Source organism: Rhizobium sp. BK275, from assembly GCF_014193555.1.
GTDB lineage: Bacteria > Pseudomonadota > Alphaproteobacteria > Rhizobiales > Rhizobiaceae > Rhizobium.
The window spans coordinates 707,088-723,724 of the sequence record NZ_JACHZL010000002.1; the positions used below are offsets into that span (position 1 = coordinate 707,088).

Here is a 16,637-nt window from a genome sequence, read left to right on the forward strand (position 1 = left end):
GCGCTTACTGTGGCCAGCGCCATGCCGGGTGCGAAAGCCTCGCCGAGAAGAAGTCCCCGAGTGCTTCCACCTTCGCCGGCCGGGCACGCGCCGTTGGCGTTACGAAATAAAGCGCGCCCTTCGGCAGGCTCCAGTCGGTCAGGATTGCTTTGAGGCGTCCGTCGGCAAGGTACTCGTGGGCCATGAATTCCGGCAGTTCGACGATACCGAGGCCGCGCAATGCCATCGGGATCAGCGCCTCCGAATTGGTCGCCCGCAGCGGCCCGGCCGGCACGATGACCTCCTCTTCCCCCGCTTTGTTGCCGAAGCGCCAGATATCCTGCCGCGGCCGGTAGGCATAGCCGAGGCAGTGGTGTGCCGCGAGGTCTCGCGGGTGTTGGGGGCAACCGTATTTCTCGAGATAGGAGGGGGCGGCGAGAATGAAGGGTGCGACCGGTGCCAGCTTCTTCGCCACGAGCGAGGAATCCGGCAGCACCGCGATGCGCAGCGCCGCATCGAAGCCGTCGCCCACAAGGTCGACGACCGCATCGCTCATATGCAGGTCGATCGAAACTTCGGGATAGAGTTCGAAGAAGTCAGGCAGGATCGGCGCCAGCCACTGCCGCCCGAAAACCATGGGAACGGCAAGACGGATCAGCCCGCGCGGCTGGGTGGAAAGTTCGCGGGCCGCATTCTCGGCCGCTTCCGCCTCCGCATAGATGCGCTGCGCGCGGTCGACGAGCCGCAGCCCGAAATCGGTGAGAGCCAGCTGCCGCGACGTGCGATTGAAGAGCCGCGCGCCAAGCCGGTCTTCCAGCCGGCTGACCGCCCGCGATACCGTCGGCACGGAAACGCCGAGCGTCTTGGCCGCCCGGGCGAAGGAGCGCTCCTCCGCCACCTTGGCGAACATGGCGAGACCCTCGAAATCCGGAAAGCTCATCGTTTCATTCCTGCAATGATACCTTTCATTTCTTTCTATTCAGAAACGAAAGGCCCGTCCACATCTTCGGTTCAGTCGAACACAACAGGAGACGACGACAATGAGCCAGGCAGTGAACGGGACACATAGACTGAATGGAAAGATCGCGGTTATCACCGGTGCCACTTCGGGCATCGGCCTTGCCACCGCAAAGCGCTTCGCAGCCGAAGGCGCCCGGCTCTTCATCACCGGCCGCCGCAAGGATGTGCTGGACGCGGCAGTCGCCGAAATCGGCGGAAACGTCATCGGCATCCAGGCGGACTCGGCAAAGCTTGCCGATCTCGACCGCCTCTATGATGAGGTGAAGGCTGAAGCAGGCCGCATCGACGTGCTCTTCGTCAATGCTGGTGGCGGCTCGTTTGCGCCGCTCGGCGCCATCACCGAAGAACAATATGACGATACCTTCGGCCGCAATGTGAAGGGCGTGCTCTTTACCGTGCAGAAGGCTCTGCCGCTCCTGAGCCAAGGTGCCTCGGTCATCCTGACGGGCTCCACGGCGGGCGCATCAGGCACGCCGGCCTTCAGCATCTATGCCGCTTCGAAGGCAGCAATTCGCAACTTCTCCCGCAACTGGATCCTCGATTTGAAGGATCGCGACATCCGCATCAACACTCTGAGCCCCGGCCCGACGGAAACCACCGGTCTCGTCGAGCTTGCAGGCCAGGATAAGGCGCAGCAGCAGGGGCTGCTGGATTATATGGCATCGCAGGTTCCGATGGGCCGCGTCGGTCGCCCGGAAGAAATCGCTGCAACGGCCCTGTTCCTCGCGTCGGAAGATTCGAGCTTCATCACCGGCGCCGAAATCTTCGTCGATGGTGGCATCGCCCAGGTCTGACCCTGAAGACGGCCCGCTCCATAGCGGGCCGTCCTGGCTCTGGCATCCGCCCGGTCTTTCCGCTACTGCTCCCGCAGTCGCCGAAACGAAGGGAATGATTGATGACTGGCTTTGAGATGTTCTGGCCTCTGCTTGCCCACGTCCTGCTGGTCTATATCCTCTACGGGCTGCTTGGCCTGCGCCGCGGCAAGGCGGTTCGGGAAGGCCGGATGAAGAAATCCGGCTATCGCGAGAACCGCGACGAACCGCCCGAATGCCTTTTCGTCAAGAACAGCCTCGCCAATCAGTTCGAGTTGCCGGTGCTCTTCTATGCCTGCTGCATCCTTCTCTATATAACCGAGGCGGATAATCTGGTGGCCGTCGTGCTGGCCTGGCTGTTCATCATCCTGCGCTATGCCCATGCCTATGTGCATGTCACCAGCAACGATTTGCGCTTCCGCAGCCCGCTCTTCGCCGCCGGTTTCGTTGTGCTCGGTGCCATGTGGGCCTGGCTTGCCGGATGGATGATGTTCTCCTGACCGGATAACAGCCCGGTAACACAGTTTTGTTCCTCCGTTATCGGGCGCTGACCTATGTTCCCTCTTGCCGATTGGGCATGGGGTAGGGAACAGAGGAGGTCTGTCATGGAAAAGACCGTCATTACGCAGGCAATGATCAACGCCTATGATGAATATACGCATCTGACGCTGGATCGCCGCAGCTTCATGGACAAGCTGACGAAGCTTGCCGGCTCGGCAACCGCGGCAGCGGCAATCGCGCCGCTCTTGGCCGCCAACAAGGCAGCCGCCGAGGTTGTCGCCGAAAACGACGATCGTCTGACCGGCCAGGATATCACCTATCCCGGCAGCGGCGGTGACATGAAGGGCTATCTGGTTCAGCCGAAGAATGCATCCGGCAAGCTCGGCGCCGTCATCGTCATCCATGAGAACCGCGGCCTTAATCCGCATATCCGCGATGTCGCTCGCCGCGTGGCACTGGAAGGCTTCGTGGCGCTCGCTCCGGACTTCCTCTCGCCGCAGGGCGGCACGCCCGAGAATGAGGATCATGCGCGCGACATGTTCGGCAAGCTCGATGCCGCGACGACCGTCGCAAACGGCGAGGCGACCGTCGTCTATCTTTCCAAGCTCGAGGCTACGAACGGCAATGTTGGCGCGATCGGCTTTTGCTGGGGCGGCGGCGCGGTCAACAATCTCGCCGTCAAATCGCCGGAGTTGAAGGCAGGCGTGGCCTACTACGGCGCGCAGCCACCGGCCTCGGAAGTCGCCAATATCGAGGCGGCCCTGTTGCTCCACTATGCTGGCCTCGACGACCGCATCAATGCCGGCATCGATGCCTATAAGAAGGCGCTGGAGGAGAATGGTAAAAAATTTGAGATCTACATCTATGACGGCGCCAATCATGCCTTCAACAACGACACGTCCGCTGCCCGCTATGACAAGGCGGCAGCCGATCTCGCCTGGGGCCGAACGGTCGCGTTCCTGAAACAGAACCTCGCCTGACCCGCCTTCTGCAATGTACCAAAAGGCCCAAAGGCGGGCCGGCAGGTGCTCAACCTGCTTGCTGAATGAGGTGTTAAGAAGCCTTTTGCACAGGCCAAAAACGGGGCATAACGCCCCGTTTTCCATAAGCTCTTGCCATTGCTTAAAATCCGACCATTTCCCTTTACGACGGATGAATACCTGCATGTCATATCGGCCCGACGCGCCGGTATGACACATCATTTCCGCCGCTCGATAACGAGACAGATGGGAACCACATGGGCGCGGACATTTCGGATCGTATTGCTCTTCGCAGGAAGCCGAAACAGGAACGCAGCATCCAGCGGCTGGATCTCATCCTGAACGCCGCAGCCACCATCATCGCCGAAAAGGGCGTCAGCGCCATGCGGATGACCGAACTCGCGGCCGCAGCAAAGGTCCCGATCGGCTCGGTCTATCAATATTTTCCCGAAAAGGCGGCGATCGTCAAAGCACTCTTCGATCGTCACGCCCAGGCGATCCAGCAGAAGACGGCCGAGATGTTCGCGGACGTTCGGTCCTTCGACGAGGCGCTCGATCTCATCTCCACGATGATCGACTGGTACTATGCCGAATATCGTAACGATGCCGCCTATCTCGGTGTCTGGATGGGCACGGAGACCGATCAGGATCTCCTACGCCTGAACATCGAGCATAGCGGCCAGATTGCTGCGATCTTTCAGGAGGCCGTGCGCCGCCTCTCGCCGGAACTCTGCGATGAGCAGATGAAAGCACGCACGTACCTTTTCAGCCACCTGATCGGTGCTGCGATCCGTCTTGCGGTCTTGAGCGAAGATGGTTTCGGCGAGCGCATCCTTGAGGAATGGAAGTGCGTCATCCGCGCCTCCCTATTTGCTCCGACGTCCGCTTCAGCAACGTAAGACTTGCCTACCAGCTGGGCATCATGCTGGCCGCAGCCTTCAGCCGCGGATAGTGACGAGCGTGACCGGTCTTCACATCCTGGTCCAGGCTGTCTTCGATGACGGTCGGCGTGATGTTGTCGAGGCAGGCCGTGATATGTGCCGTAATGGCATTCATCAGCGACAGGGAAACGCCCGGCCGTTTCATGATGCCGATCTGCACAGGCGGCAGCGCCGGGAAACCGTCTGCCTGGCTCAACACCTTCATGCCTGTGCGAAGCGCCGATTCCGGCATGACCGAAACCGCCATGCCGGCGAGCACGGCCGAAGCGACCACGGTGCAGGACCAGCTCGTGAACAGAATCTGATACTCGCGGCCGACAGCATCGAGCGCCGAGCAGGCGAGCTGCCGCCACTGGCAGTCGCGCCGGCCGACGGCAAGCGGCACCGGTGCATCGTCGCGGATCGGATGGTTGGCCGAACTCACCCAGCAGAGCGGTTCCGTTCGCACCACATCCGAAATACGCTCGCGCGGATTGTGGGTGACGAGCGCGATATCGAGTTCGCCCTTGTGCATGCGTTCGGCGAGGTCGACCGAGGGCTCGCAGACGATATAGAGCTCGACATTCGGATGCGTCTTGGCGAACCGGCCGATGATCTCGGGCATATAACGGTCGGCATAATCATCGGGCGTGCCGATGCGCAGCGTGCCTTCCAGCCTGTTGTCGTCGAAGGCGGCGATCGCCTCATTGTTCAGGCGGATGATGCGGCGCGCATAATTGAGCAGCTTTTCGCCTTCGACCGTCAGCCGGTTGCCGCGGCCGTCCTTGATGAAGAGCTGCTTGCCGATGCGCTCTTCCAGGCGCCGCATCTGCATGGAGACGGCGGACTGTGTCTTGTAGACCTTGTCGGCGGCCTTGGTGAAGCTGCCGGAATCCACGATCGCGATGAAGGTCTGCAACTGGTCGATATCAAGAGGCGCCGACATGATCTTGTCCATCCATAAAGATCTCTGATGTTAATCATTAGAAACATTCGTTGGACTGATCAATAGTCCTTTGGCATCTTCGGGATGCAAATCAAGCAAAGTGAAGGACAGACGCCCTGCCTGTCCAGCCTGTGACCAGCTTCACCTTTCCTGCACGACCTCGCAGGCGGGGCGGGCTGTTCTGCGCCCCGAAGAAAGGAGAGTTCGATGCGCACTCATGAACAGACACTAGAACTCGACTGCGGCAAGCTCGCCCCGACGTTTACCCAGCGTCTCATGGCCGCTTTCGCGCCACTGGCAGCCGCTCTTCGCATTGTGCGCAATCGCTCGCAGGTGAATGGACTGCACGACCTTGATGACAATCAGTTGCGGGATATCGGCCTGACGCGGGCCGATGTCACCTCCGCCTTCCTCGCTTCGACCTTCTTTGAAGATCCGTCGGAGCATCTGACGCAGGCGGCCAAGCGCCGCCGGCAGATTGCGGTCATGCGCCCTTACAGGGACTGAACGCACGCGTTTCCCCGCAGGGTGATAGCCAATAGCCCTGCTGCTTAACCCGGTGATCGGCTTTCCCAAGCCGTCTCCGGGTTTTTTTATTTCTTGCCCGTTGCAGAGGGGCCTGAGGGGGCGGGATCTTCGGGAGAGGGTGTGGGTTTCGGCCGATAGGCTTCGAAGATCGCTTCGAGGCTCTTCTGATAGCTCTTCTGCACCTCGAGACCGCTGTCGAACATGGCGTTCAGCATCTGGGTATAGCTGTCGTTTTCGGCTTTCGGTTCTTCTTTCGGCGGTTCCGGAGCCTTTGCCGCCGGCTGCTGAAGCCCTGCCATCATTTCCTGGAATGCCTTGGCGAAAGGATTGTCGAGGAATGGATTGACGGGCTGCGCCTGGGGCGCCGGTTTCGGCACGCTGAACATCAGCTGCATGGCCTGGGTGAACGGATTATCGAAAATGCTGGGTTCGGGTGCCGTCTTCGGCTTCGGCGCAAAGCCGGTGCTCTCAAGCCATTTCTGGACTGTTTCGCCCATGGCGGTATTGACGAAGGGGTTGACTGGCGAGGCCATCTGCCCGGTCGATTGCTTGAAGAGCCCTCCCATCAGCGTACCGGCCATGACGGGCAGCATCTGCTTGTAGATTTCCTGGCCGATGCCGGTCATCTGCGCCGCCTGCGCAGCAACGGCGCGCGAGACCTCCTTGGAGCCGAAGAGCTGGGAGAGGATGTTGTTCCCGTCGGAAATGCCTTCGGGCGTGAAGGCCTTGCTCATGTCCTCGAAATATTTGGCATAATTGCCGGACGCGACCGCTTGCATCAGGCCCACGAAATCATAGGGGTTGCTGGTGCTGCGCTTGAGGCCGGCGGAAAAGGCCGGCGTCAGCGCGGCCATCGCCTTCGTCGCCTGTTCCTGCGCGAGGTTGAACTGCTTGGCAACGGCATCCATCGCCGCCCCGTTCTGCGCCTGCATCATCATATCGAAGAGTGGCAGCATGAAAGTCCCTTTCCCGGATAGCGGCGCATATTCGCGCCACTATAGCTCGAAATGGGATTGCGCAAACGGCTTTTTGGAAGCGGTACTTGCCTCTTAGTATTGATATTCCTGGAAGACTGGTTCGACTGAGCCGTTCCAGCGACCGTGATAGAGTGCCAGCAGGTCTTCGGCGAGCGTCGCCTTCTTGGCCAGAACCTCGTCGAGCGGCTGGAGAAAGATGCTTTCATCGACGCCGTCGCCGTTCAGTCTGTTGCGCGCCTTGAGGCCGGTCCGGGAAATATTGACGGCTTCGCGCGCCGTGTCGATCAGTGCATGACCGCGGAACTCGGCCTTGAGGCCTTCCTCCGGCACCGCGTTGCGCAGCACATTCACTTCGTCGAAGCCCCAGTCCTTCGTCAGTTCGTCAGCAGCCTGAAGAGCGGTGTCATCATAGAGCAGCCCGACCCAGAAGGCCGGCAGAGCACAGATGCGTCGCCAGGGTCCGCCATCAGCACCGCGCATTTCGAGGAAACGCTTCAGGCGCACATCGGGGAAGAGCGTCGAAAGATGGTTCGTCCAGTCGCCCATCGTCGGTTCATAGGCTGATATCTCGCCCTTCAGCGCGCCGTTCATGAACTGCCGGAAGGTGACATGGGTCGCCCGGTGATAGTGGCCGTCTCGCATGACGAAATACATGGGCACGTCGAGCGCCCATTCGGCATAATCCTTGAAACCGAAATCGTCGCGGAACGTGAAATCCAGAAGGCCGCTGCGCTGGTTGTCCACGTCGCGCCAGACATCGCCGCGCCAAGAGAACATGCCGTTCGGCTTGCCTTCGGTGAAGGGTGAGGAGGCAAATAGCGCGGTTGCCAGCGACTGCAGCTTCATCGACACGCGCATCTTGCGGCGCATGTCGTCTTCCGACGAGAAGTCGAGGTTCACCTGGATCGTGCAGGTGCGGTACATCATGTCGAGACCGCGGGTGCCGACCTCGGGCATGTAGCTGGTCATGATCTCGTAGCGCGACTTCGGCATATGCGGAGTTTCCGCATAGGTCCATGTCGGGCTGCCGCCGATGCCGAGGAAGCCGATGCCCATAGGCTCCGCGATCTCACGCACTTGCGCCAGATGCTGGTTGGATTCCTTGCAGGTCTGGTGAATGTTTTCGAGCGGTGCGCCCGAAAGCTCGAACTGGCCGCCGGGCTCGATCGAGATGGCGCCCATACCGTTCTGCTCTCCGAGGCCGATAATGTTGTCACCGTCCATGATCGGCTCCCAGCCGCTCTTGGCCTGCAGGCCCTTCAGGAGCGCCGAGATGCTGGCATCGCCGAAATAGGGAACGGGGCTGTTGTCCTTGCGGAAGAACACAAACTTCTCGTGCTCGGTGCCGATGCGGAAACGCTCCCTCGGCTTGTTGCCCGCAGCAAGGTAATCGGTCAGCTCTTGAACCGAAGAGATCGGCGTCTGGTCGGTAGTATCGCGAGCCATGAAAGTACCTGTATTCGGGAAGGCCGGAGCCGGGGTAATTGGAAGGGTGATTAGTGCCCAAGCCAGCTAAGTTGCAAGTGAAATTCTTTCAACAGGTCATCAAAAAAATAGCAGGCCTTTCCAGAGAACCGACGTTCAAAAGTCAATTCCAATCGCCGATTGCAGCCTGTATCACCGCCATCGCTGCGACCGCGGCCGTGTCGGCGCGCAGGATGCGCGGACCGAGCGGGATTGCGGTCACGAAGTCGAGGCTGCGCAGGCGTGTCCGCTCCTCTTCGGAGAAGCCGCCTTCCGGGCCGACCAGAAGCGCAAGCTTCCTTTCCGTCACCCTGGAAAGCAGCGGCAGCGGGTTCTGCCCGGCATCGCCCTCATCGCAATAGATGATGCGCCGGTCTGCAGGCCAGTGGTCGAGCAGATCGGCAAGCCGCACGGGCTTGGCGACATCGGGAATGCCGAGAATGCCGCACTGTTCGGCTGCCTCGATGACGTTGGCGCGGATCTTGTCGAGATTGGTGATCTTGCCCTGCACATGCTGGGTCATGACCGGCTGCAGCAGGCCGGCGCCCATTTCCACTGCCTTTTGCACCAGATAATCCATGCGGCCGACCTTCAGCGGCGCGAAAAGATAGTGCAGGTCGGAGGGTGCGGGCTGCGGCCGGGTCTCCTCGGTGGCTGACAGCAGGATGCGCTTGCGGGTCGGGAAGGAGAGGCTCGCCTTCCATTCGCCGTCGCGGCCGTTGAAGAGAAGGATGTCCGCACCCTCTTCCATGCGCAAGACGTTGGCGAGATAGTTGAACTGGTCGGCATTGGCCTCGATGGCAGCGCCCTTTGACAAGGGGGCATCGATGAAAAGCCGCTGCATGCGGAAATTGGCGCGCATCCTGGGACCCTGACTCATAGGAAGAGCGCGAACATAACCCAATAAATCATGGCCGCAAGCGCAGCCGAAACCGGCACGGTGATGACCCAGGCTGCGACGATCGTCATGACGTGCGAACGGCGGACGAGATAGCGCCGACGGGCTTCGTGGACGTTCGGCTCAGGCTCGTCGATCTCGAAGCTTTCGCCCTTGCGGCGTATGAATTCGATACGACGCTTCGAATGGCGCGTGTACCATTCGCGGAAGAAGCCGACGCCGAAGACTGAACCGACGGCAATATGCGTGGTGCTGACCGGCAGGCCGAGCCAGGAGGCGAAGATGACGGTGAAGGCAGTCGAGAGCGCCACGCAATAGGCACGCATCGGGTTGAGCTTGGTGATCTCCTCACCGACGAGCCGGATGAGGCGCGGCCCGAAAAGCAGGAGGCCGACCGAGATTCCAAAAGCGCCGATCAGCATGACCCAGAGCGGCGGATGACCGGTCATGCTGTTATCAGCGATACCGGCCGAGTGAACGATGGCCGAGAGTGGGCCGACCGCATTCGAAACGTCGTTTGCGCCATGCGCGAAGGAGAGCAGCGCGGCCGAGCCGATTAGCGGAAAGTGGAACAGCGTGCGAAGTGAACTGTTGCGGTTTTCGAGGTTCTCCGCCTGCCGCAGGATGAGCGGCTGCACGACAAGCCAGCTGACGAGCCCGATGCCGATGCCGATCAGAAGGATCGTCAGCGACGAATACCGTCCCTGCGGCGCAAGCTGCAACACCATATAGGCCGTGAAGCCGCCGGCCATGACGGCGATCATCACGGGCACCCACTGCCGGGCGGCAGCGATCTTGTCCTCGCGATAGACGATGAGGGTCTTCACCAGATAGAGCAGCCCGGCAGCGATCAGCCCGCCGATCAATGGCGAAGTTATCCAGCTTGCCGTGATTTCCAGCATCACCCGCCAGTTGACGGGCTCCGGTCCTGCAGCACCGAAGCCTGCCCCGATCACGGCGCCGACGATCGCGTGCGTCGTCGAAACCGGTGCATTCATCCATGTGGCGAGGTTGATCCAGAGTGCTGCAGCCGTGAGCGCCGCCATCATGATCCAGCCGAGTGTCGCCGGAGGGACCTGCACCGTATCGACGATGCTGGAGGAAATCGTCTTGACGACCTCGCCGCCCGCGATCGTCGCCCCTAGCACCTCGAAGATTGCGGCGATGATCAGCGCCTGCTTCATGGTGATAGCACGCGCGCCGACGGCCGCGCCGACATTGTTCGTCACGTCGTTGGCACCGATGTTCATGGCCATGTAGGCGGCAAGTGCTGCGGCAGCAATTACCAGCACTGCGCCCGGCCTGTCGAACACGTAGACGCCGGCAAAAAGCATGGCGAGGCCGAGAAAGATCAGGCCAAGTCCCGGCGTCACCAACCGTCGCGAGACGTGCTTGGCCGCATCCTCGACATGGGTAAATTTGTCGAGATCCTTATCAAGCGTGCGTTTCGTGAGGACGGCGTTGCGTTGCGGCATTCTGTTTCCTGGCTAAGTCCTGCTTTTGCGCCGCCTTTTCTAGCAGCACAAGATGGCAAGACTCATTCCGCCGGAATTTGTTTCGGAATGCCGCTGGAAAGCTTTTCGGCCATGCGCCGTTTAAAGGCGAGGAACAGGTTGCGCAATTCGGGTTCCTGGACGCGCTTGACCGCTTCGTCGCAGGAAACCCACTCGATGGTTCGCTCGCCCTTTTCCTTGAAATTCTTCGTCGCACCGGTCACTTCGAGGGCATAGACCTGAACCTTGCAGGTCACCTTCAGGCCGTCGCGCAAGACCTTCTGGTAGGTATAGTGGCCGAGCGTTTCGGTCTCCACCGTGCCGCGCACGCCGGCCTCTTCCAGGGCTTCCTGAGCCGCAACTTCATAGGCGCATTTGCGGTTCATCGGCCAGCCCTTGGGGATCACCCAGCGCCCTGTATCACGGCTGGTCATCAGCAGAACTTCGAGCTCACCCGACTTCTTTTTCACCCGGTAGCAGAGCGCAGCATATTGCTGTCGCGGCGGACGCCGAAACATGAGTTGCACATCAGAAGCCAGGCGGGCAAGAAGGGTCAATTGTCGGGTCACCTTTACGATCGTTGATCTGAGTCGTTATTATTTTAGTATCCTATGAAAAGCTTGCGCGATCCATACGTGCAAAACGAGCCGGAACATGATTTGATTCATTGTACATAGGAAAAATCAAAGTGGAGCAGGTTCGGAAATTCCGCCATTTCCTGTCCCGAATACGTCGTCTTGCACAGCTGTACAATATGGTCCGATCTTGCATTCCGTTCAATGCCGCGATCATCTGATCCACTGCGATTTTCGACAATGTGGTAACTATGCGACTTCCACCTCTCAATGCGATCCGTGCCTTCGAAGCCGTATGCCGCCATGGCAGCATTTTGAAGGCGGCCGAAGAGCTGGGCGTGGTGCGCGGCGCCGTGCGCCAGCAGATTGCGACACTCGAAGATCACCTCGGCAGGAAGCTCTTCGTGCGTGACGGCCGCAGGCTGGTCCCGACCGAAAAGGCGAGCGCCTTTGCCGAGGCCGCCGGTACTGCCCTGACCATATTGAAGCGGGCGGCCGATGAATTTGAGGAGGCGGATAGGAAGCGCATCCGTCTCGGAGTGCCCTCGGCTTTTGCCATCTGGTGGCTGATGCCGCGCGCGGTTGACATGCAGACAAGCCTCGGCGCTGTTGAGATCGATATCGTTCCCATGACCGTCGTCGAGCCGCTGTCCCAACATCCGGATTTCGATGCCGTCATCATGGGAGGCGAGCAGCGCTCCTCTGCCGGGATGACAGAAACGCGCTTCATGGAGGATGAGTTCGGACCGGTCGTCACACCGGCGCTTGCTGCCGGACTTTCAGGTGATCCTGAAGCAATGGCGGATATGACCATTCTCGTCAGCCGTAGCGCGCCGAAGCTCTGGGCCGAATGGTTCGCCGAAAGCGGCACGCTGCCGGTTGTCTTTTCCCGCCGGCGCGAATTCGAGGATCTGTTGCTGGCGCTGGGTGCAGCCCGATCCGGCCTCGGCATTGCGCTGGCGCCGAAAGCCTCGATCGAGGACGATCTCAGCCGCGGCATCCTGGTTGCCCCCTATGGCTTCATCCGCCGCCCGGCAGGCTATAGCCTCTGCTGCCGCACATCAGATGCAAAACGGCCTGCCCTTACTGCGCTCCGAAACTGGCTGCTGCGCTCCGGCGGCGCATCCTGAAGGGGCAGTTTTTCTGCCCTTTCATCAGAAATATCTCCATGCCGGCCCTATCTCCGCTTCGCTAGAGCCTTTTCTGGTTAGATTGAAGCATTCTGTTGGCTCAAACGGAGTCGGATGGTCGACCGGCCGGCGCGCGTCGTAGCCCAATCTACGGCCAAGCCGGCCGGTCGATCAGGCGGCCCGTTTGAGCCAACAGAATGCTTCAATCTAACCAGGAAAGGCTCTAGATCAGAGGAAACGAAAGGGCATATGACGGAAAAGCTTGCGACACGCATCGACTGGATCGGCAACAGTTGCCGCCTGCTGAAGGCAACGGCAGCGGAATTCGAAAGGACGCGGCCTTTTGATGGCCTGTCCATCGGCACCGGCATTCATCTGGAGCCGAAGACCGTGGCTCTGCTCATGACCTTGCGGGCCGGCGGCGCGCACCTCGTCTGCACCGGCAACCTGAACAGCACGCAACCGGCGACGGTAGAATTCCTGCGCGCCCAAGGCTTCACCGTCTTCGCAACCCAGACGACCGACTCCATCGCCCATCATCAGAGCCTTGAGGCCGTCGTCGCCGAAAAGCCTGATCTGCTGCTGGACAATGGCGGCGATCTTTTCGCCATCGCAGCCGAGAGGCCCTATGCCAATCTGCTCGGCGGCACGGAAGAGACGACCTCAGGCCGCACCCGGCTGCTGCCGATGCGCGAGAAACTCGCGATGCCGATCCTCGTCATCAATGACAGTCCGATCAAGCAATTCGCCGAAAACAAGCATGCCGTCGGCCAGAGCCTGTTCGAAAGCTACATGCGCTTCACCAACCGCTCCACCAATGGCAAGCGCGTGACGGTCTTCGGTTATGGCGCCTGCGGCAAGGGCACGGCAGCCTGCTTCCGCAATGCCTTTTCGATGGTCAATGTCGTCGATATCGACCCGGTCACCAGCCTCGAGGCGCATCTCGACGGTTTCGTCACGCCGCTGCGCGAACAGGCGATCCGTTCTGCCGATGTCATCGCAACAGTGACCGGCTTCCCCGATATCGTCACCGCCGGTGATCTGCCGCTCATCAAGGACGGCGCGATCCTGATGAATGGCGGTCATTTCCCGCACGAGATCGATGTCGCAGCCTTCCGCAGCCATCCCGATGTCGTTGGTATCGATCGCTACGAAGCCGATCATATCGAGACCTTCCACCTGAAGGACGGCCGGTCCTTCCACGTACTCGGCGGCGGCCATATGGCCAATCTCGCCGGTCCGCGCCCGCTCGGTAACTCGGTCGAGTCCATGGACCTCGGCTTCACCTTGCAGGCCCGCTGCCTAGAGCGGGTCGCAAAGCGCGGCGTCGGCGCAGAATCCTGCATCGTGCCGGTGCCGGCGGATATCGACGCGATGGTCGCGCGCGCCTATCTCGATCTGGCGCGCTAAAGCAATTCCAGCAAAAGTGTGCAGCGGTTTTGCGTGTGGAATTGCGTAAAACAAGAAAGCAATTCAGCGAAAGTACGTGTCGGTTTTGCGTCCGGAATTGCCGGAAAACAAAGAGATAGAGCGTCAGATCTCTACCACGACCTTGCCTTCAGCCTCACGGCTTTCCAGTAGCCGGTAGGCCTCGCCAACCTCTGCGAGAGAAAATGGACGTGGGTCCAGATTTGGCATCAACGTTCCGGCTTCGACGCGTGTGGCAATATGCCTGAGGATATCGCCATGATGGGCGCGGTCCTCGCCGGTCAGAAGCGGTGCCAGCGTAAAGACACCGGAATAGGTCGCTCCCTTGAAGGAGAGCGGTGCCAGCGAATGCGTACCCCAGCCCAGGCTGGTGACCACATGGCCGAACTTGGCGACGGCCTGGAAGGCAGCATCGAGGCCCTTTCCGCCGATCGTATCATAGACGATGTCGAAACCCTTCCCGTCCGTATACCGGGCGACATAGTCATCGACGGTCGCAACCCCATAGTCGATCGGCGTGGCACCGATACTGCTGATGTATTCAGCCTTCGAACCGCCGTCGACGGCATAGACTTCGGCACCGGCGGCAACGGCCATTTGCACGGTGATATGGCCGACGCCACCACCGCCGCCGATGACCAGCACCTTGTGGCCCGCTCTCACCTGGGTGCGTTCTTCGAGACCTTCCCAGGCGGTGATCGCAATCAGCGGCAGGGCAGCGGCCTCACGCATGGAAAGATTACGCGGCTTGAGCGCGACGAGATCGGCATCGACGGCTGCGAATTCGGCAAGCGATCCCTGCAGGCCACCCACGCCTCCGGTCATGCCATAGACCTCGTCACCGGCGCGAAAGCCGGTCACACCGGGGCCGACCGCTTCGACGATGCCGGCCATATCGATGCCGAGAATGGCGGGCAGGGGATGACGGGCATGAGCAGCCTCATTGGCGCGGATCTTGAGATCCAACGGATTGAGCGCCGCGGCCTTGATGCGGACGAGGATCTGGCCCGCCCGGGCAACAGGCTTTTCGATCTCGGCAATGGTGAATTCGGTATTCTGTGCTTCGACAAGTGCTGCTTTCATCGTGCTCATGAAACTCTCCTTGGTTTGTTGGCCGCAGAATGCCGCATTGAATTCTGAATGGAAATCAAAGATAACGAATGAAAACCATGCATTTTTGTTTGAAGCTGAGCCCTGGAATTAAGCACTTGGAATGGAGCGACCTGAAACTCTTCCTGGCGATTGCCCGGCTCGGGACGCTGGGTGCTGCCGCACGCAGCCTTGGCCTGACCCAGCCGACCATGGGACGCCGGCTGCGGGCGCTTGAGGCCTCGCTGGGCCAGACGCTTTTCCAGCGCACGGCCGAAGGGTTCGTGCTGACGGATGAGGGAGCGACGGTCTTTGCCCATGCCGAACGTATGGAAGAGGAGGCGTTCGGTCTGGAGCGCGAACTCGCCGGCCAGAACAGGCAGCTCGACGGCTTGCTGCGGCTCTCCTCGTCGGATTGGTTCGGCGCCCATGTCCTGTCACCGGTTCTGGCTGAGTTTTCTACCACCTATCCCAAGGTCGTCATCGAGCTCTTGACCGACAGCCGGCTTCTCAGCCTCTCACGACGCGAGGCCGATATCGTCTTCCGGATCGCGCCTTTCACCGAGACGGAGGTCATATCCCGCAAGCTCCTGCATATCGATTATGGTCTCTATATCCGCCGCGGCTTGCCGCATCCGGAGGCGGGCGATGGCGCGGGCTCCCGGCTCGTCACCATGGACGAGGCCTTCGGCGGCATGCCCGATGTCGGCTGGCTGCAGCGGCTGTTGCCGAAGGCCGAGATCACCATGCGCAGCAATAACAGGGATGTGCAGGCGACCCTTTGTGCCCGAGGCGCCGGTCTCGCCGTCCTGCCGCGGCCGCTTGGCGATGCCATTCCAGCCATCGAGCCGGTCGATCTTGGCGAAGCGCCGCCCGGCCGCGACACATGGGTCGGCTATCACCGTGACATGCGGCGGCTCGCCCGGTTGAGGGCGCTGCTCGATCTCATCATCGAACGGCTCGCGCATCAATCAGCTGAACCTCAGCGCTCCCAGTAGGGAACCGGGCCGTAGAGCTCGGCCAGAAAATCGATGAACAGTCGAACCTTGGCCGGCAGAAACTGCCGGCTTGGGTAAACCGCCGAGAGCGTGACATTGTGCGAGCCCTCATAGGCGGGCAGCACCTGCACGAGCTTGCCGTTCTTCAGCTCCTCGCCAATGTCCCAGGTGGAGCGCAGCGCAATGCCGAGGCCGGCAATCACCGTTTCGCGGATTACCTCGCTGGAATTGGTGATCAGCATGCCCTCCGGCCGCAGGCTGAAGGCTCCATCCGGGCCGTCGAGCCGCCAGACGTCGTTGTTGTGGGCCGGCAGGCAGCGGTGCTGCTTCAACTCTTCGATATGTTTTGGCATGCCATGGGCGGCAACATAGTCAGGCGAGGCACAGAGCACGCGGCGCACGGGCGCCAGCCGGCGTGCGACGAGGCTGGAATCGGTCAGCTCCGCAATGCGGATGGCGAGGTCGAAGCCGCCGCCGATGATATCGCTGAACTCATCCGTCAGCACTAGGTTGATGGCGAGCTCCGGATGCGCCTCCATGAAGGCTTTCAGATGCGGCGCGATATGCATCCGCCCGAAGGAGGTGGGGGCGGAGATCTTCAGCGTGCCGTGCATCTGCGCCGAGCGACCGGAAATATAGAATTCCGCCTCTTCCAGCCCCGCCAGAATGCCGAGCACGCGGTCGTAAAAACCCTGGCCGGCTTCCGTCAGCGAGATCTGCCGCGTTGTACGCTGCAGAAGCCGTGTGCCGAGCCGGTCTTCCAGCCGCTTGATGCGCTTGGAAACGACGGCAGGGGAAAAGCCGAGCGCGCGACCGGCGAGCGACATGCTGCCGGTCGAAACGACCTTGGCAAAGATTTCGAGATCACCCAGATTGGTCATAAGCTTTTATAACTTTTT

Annotated in this window: 17 protein-coding genes; 8 read left to right on the forward strand and 9 right to left on the reverse strand. The window is 60.7% G+C overall.

Going from position 1 to position 16,637, the window contains the following annotated elements; all coding sequences use genetic code 11:
• Positions 1-4 precede the first annotated feature (4 nt).
• Positions 5-919, reverse strand: a complete 915-nt coding sequence (locus tag FHT82_RS09360) for a LysR family transcriptional regulator (protein WP_183728853.1) — start codon at positions 917-919, stop codon at positions 5-7.
• Between the two features lie 100 nt (positions 920-1,019).
• Here FHT82_RS09360 and FHT82_RS09365 point away from each other — a divergent pair, with 100 nt between their 5' ends.
• The 4 genes from FHT82_RS09365 to FHT82_RS09380 all read left to right on the forward strand — a co-directional run bounded on the left by FHT82_RS09365 (position 1,020) and on the right by FHT82_RS09380 (position 4,191).
• The gene (locus FHT82_RS09365) at positions 1,020-1,793 is read left to right on the forward strand and encodes an SDR family oxidoreductase (RefSeq protein ID WP_183728856.1); all 774 of its coding nucleotides are present in this window, start codon (positions 1,020-1,022) and stop codon (positions 1,791-1,793) included.
• A 101-nt stretch (positions 1,794-1,894) separates the two neighbouring features.
• Positions 1,895-2,311: an MAPEG family protein gene (locus FHT82_RS09370; protein ID WP_183728859.1), complete on the forward strand. Its 417-nt coding sequence runs from the start codon at positions 1,895-1,897 to the stop codon at positions 2,309-2,311.
• A gap of 105 nt (positions 2,312-2,416) precedes the next feature.
• Positions 2,417-3,292: a dienelactone hydrolase family protein gene (locus FHT82_RS09375; protein WP_183728862.1), complete on the forward strand. Its 876-nt coding sequence runs from the start codon at positions 2,417-2,419 to the stop codon at positions 3,290-3,292.
• Positions 3,293-3,549: 257 nt separating this feature from the next.
• The gene (locus FHT82_RS09380; protein ID WP_183728865.1) at positions 3,550-4,191 is read left to right on the forward strand and encodes a TetR/AcrR family transcriptional regulator; all 642 of its coding nucleotides are present in this window, start codon (positions 3,550-3,552) and stop codon (positions 4,189-4,191) included.
• Positions 4,192-4,198: 7 nt separating this feature from the next.
• Here the strand turns inward: FHT82_RS09380 and FHT82_RS09385 are convergent, their stop codons facing one another.
• Positions 4,199-5,158 carry a LysR substrate-binding domain-containing protein gene (locus FHT82_RS09385; protein WP_210276698.1) on the reverse strand — a complete coding sequence of 320 codons (960 nt, stop codon included), beginning with the start codon at positions 5,156-5,158 and terminating at the stop codon, positions 4,199-4,201.
• Positions 5,159-5,365: 207 nt separating this feature from the next.
• On the opposite strand from FHT82_RS09385, the gene FHT82_RS09390 reads away from it, so the two are divergent.
• Entirely contained in the window at positions 5,366-5,665 is a 300-nt protein-coding gene (locus tag FHT82_RS09390; protein ID WP_183728870.1) for a DUF1127 domain-containing protein, read from the forward strand.
• A gap of 86 nt (positions 5,666-5,751) precedes the next feature.
• Here FHT82_RS09390 and FHT82_RS09395 read toward each other — a convergent pair whose 3' ends face one another.
• From FHT82_RS09395 to FHT82_RS09415, 5 genes are all read right to left on the reverse strand, one after another.
• Entirely contained in the window at positions 5,752-6,642 is an 891-nt protein-coding gene (locus FHT82_RS09395) for a DUF937 domain-containing protein (RefSeq protein WP_183728873.1), read from the reverse strand.
• A 93-nt stretch (positions 6,643-6,735) separates the two neighbouring features.
• Entirely contained in the window at positions 6,736-8,109 is a 1,374-nt protein-coding gene (locus FHT82_RS09400) for a glutamate--cysteine ligase (protein ID WP_183728876.1), read from the reverse strand.
• 142 nt (positions 8,110-8,251) lie between these two features.
• Positions 8,252-8,989 (reverse strand): 16S rRNA (uracil(1498)-N(3))-methyltransferase, encoded by a 738-nt coding sequence (locus tag FHT82_RS09405; RefSeq protein ID WP_183728879.1) that lies wholly within the window; start codon positions 8,987-8,989, stop codon positions 8,252-8,254.
• Positions 8,990-9,003: 14 nt separating this feature from the next.
• Positions 9,004-10,500: an inorganic phosphate transporter gene (locus FHT82_RS09410; RefSeq protein ID WP_183728882.1), complete on the reverse strand. Its 1,497-nt coding sequence runs from the start codon at positions 10,498-10,500 to the stop codon at positions 9,004-9,006.
• A 62-nt stretch (positions 10,501-10,562) separates the two neighbouring features.
• Positions 10,563-11,075 (reverse strand): NUDIX hydrolase, encoded by a 513-nt coding sequence (locus FHT82_RS09415; RefSeq protein WP_183728885.1) that lies wholly within the window; start codon positions 11,073-11,075, stop codon positions 10,563-10,565.
• A 269-nt stretch (positions 11,076-11,344) separates the two neighbouring features.
• Here FHT82_RS09415 and FHT82_RS09420 point away from each other — a divergent pair, with 269 nt between their 5' ends.
• Positions 11,345-12,223, forward strand: coding sequence for a LysR substrate-binding domain-containing protein (locus tag FHT82_RS09420; RefSeq protein WP_183728888.1), 879 nt, complete (start codon positions 11,345-11,347; stop codon positions 12,221-12,223).
• A 249-nt stretch (positions 12,224-12,472) separates the two neighbouring features.
• On the forward strand, positions 12,473-13,633 hold the full coding sequence (locus FHT82_RS09425; RefSeq protein WP_183728891.1) for an adenosylhomocysteinase: 1,161 nt from the start codon (positions 12,473-12,475) through the stop codon (positions 13,631-13,633).
• A gap of 123 nt (positions 13,634-13,756) precedes the next feature.
• On the opposite strand, the gene FHT82_RS09430 is transcribed toward FHT82_RS09425, so the two are convergent.
• Positions 13,757-14,743, reverse strand: a complete 987-nt coding sequence (locus tag FHT82_RS09430) for a zinc-dependent alcohol dehydrogenase family protein (protein ID WP_183728894.1) — start codon at positions 14,741-14,743, stop codon at positions 13,757-13,759.
• 116 nt (positions 14,744-14,859) lie between these two features.
• Here FHT82_RS09430 and FHT82_RS09435 point away from each other — a divergent pair, with 116 nt between their 5' ends.
• The gene (locus FHT82_RS09435) at positions 14,860-15,738 is read left to right on the forward strand and encodes a LysR family transcriptional regulator (protein ID WP_183728897.1); all 879 of its coding nucleotides are present in this window, start codon (positions 14,860-14,862) and stop codon (positions 15,736-15,738) included.
• Here the strand turns inward: FHT82_RS09435 and FHT82_RS09440 are convergent.
• The gene (locus FHT82_RS09440; RefSeq protein WP_183728900.1) at positions 15,723-16,619 is read right to left on the reverse strand and encodes a LysR family transcriptional regulator; all 897 of its coding nucleotides are present in this window, start codon (positions 16,617-16,619) and stop codon (positions 15,723-15,725) included. The genes FHT82_RS09435 and FHT82_RS09440 overlap by 16 nt on opposite strands.
• Positions 16,620-16,637: the final 18 nt, after the last annotated feature.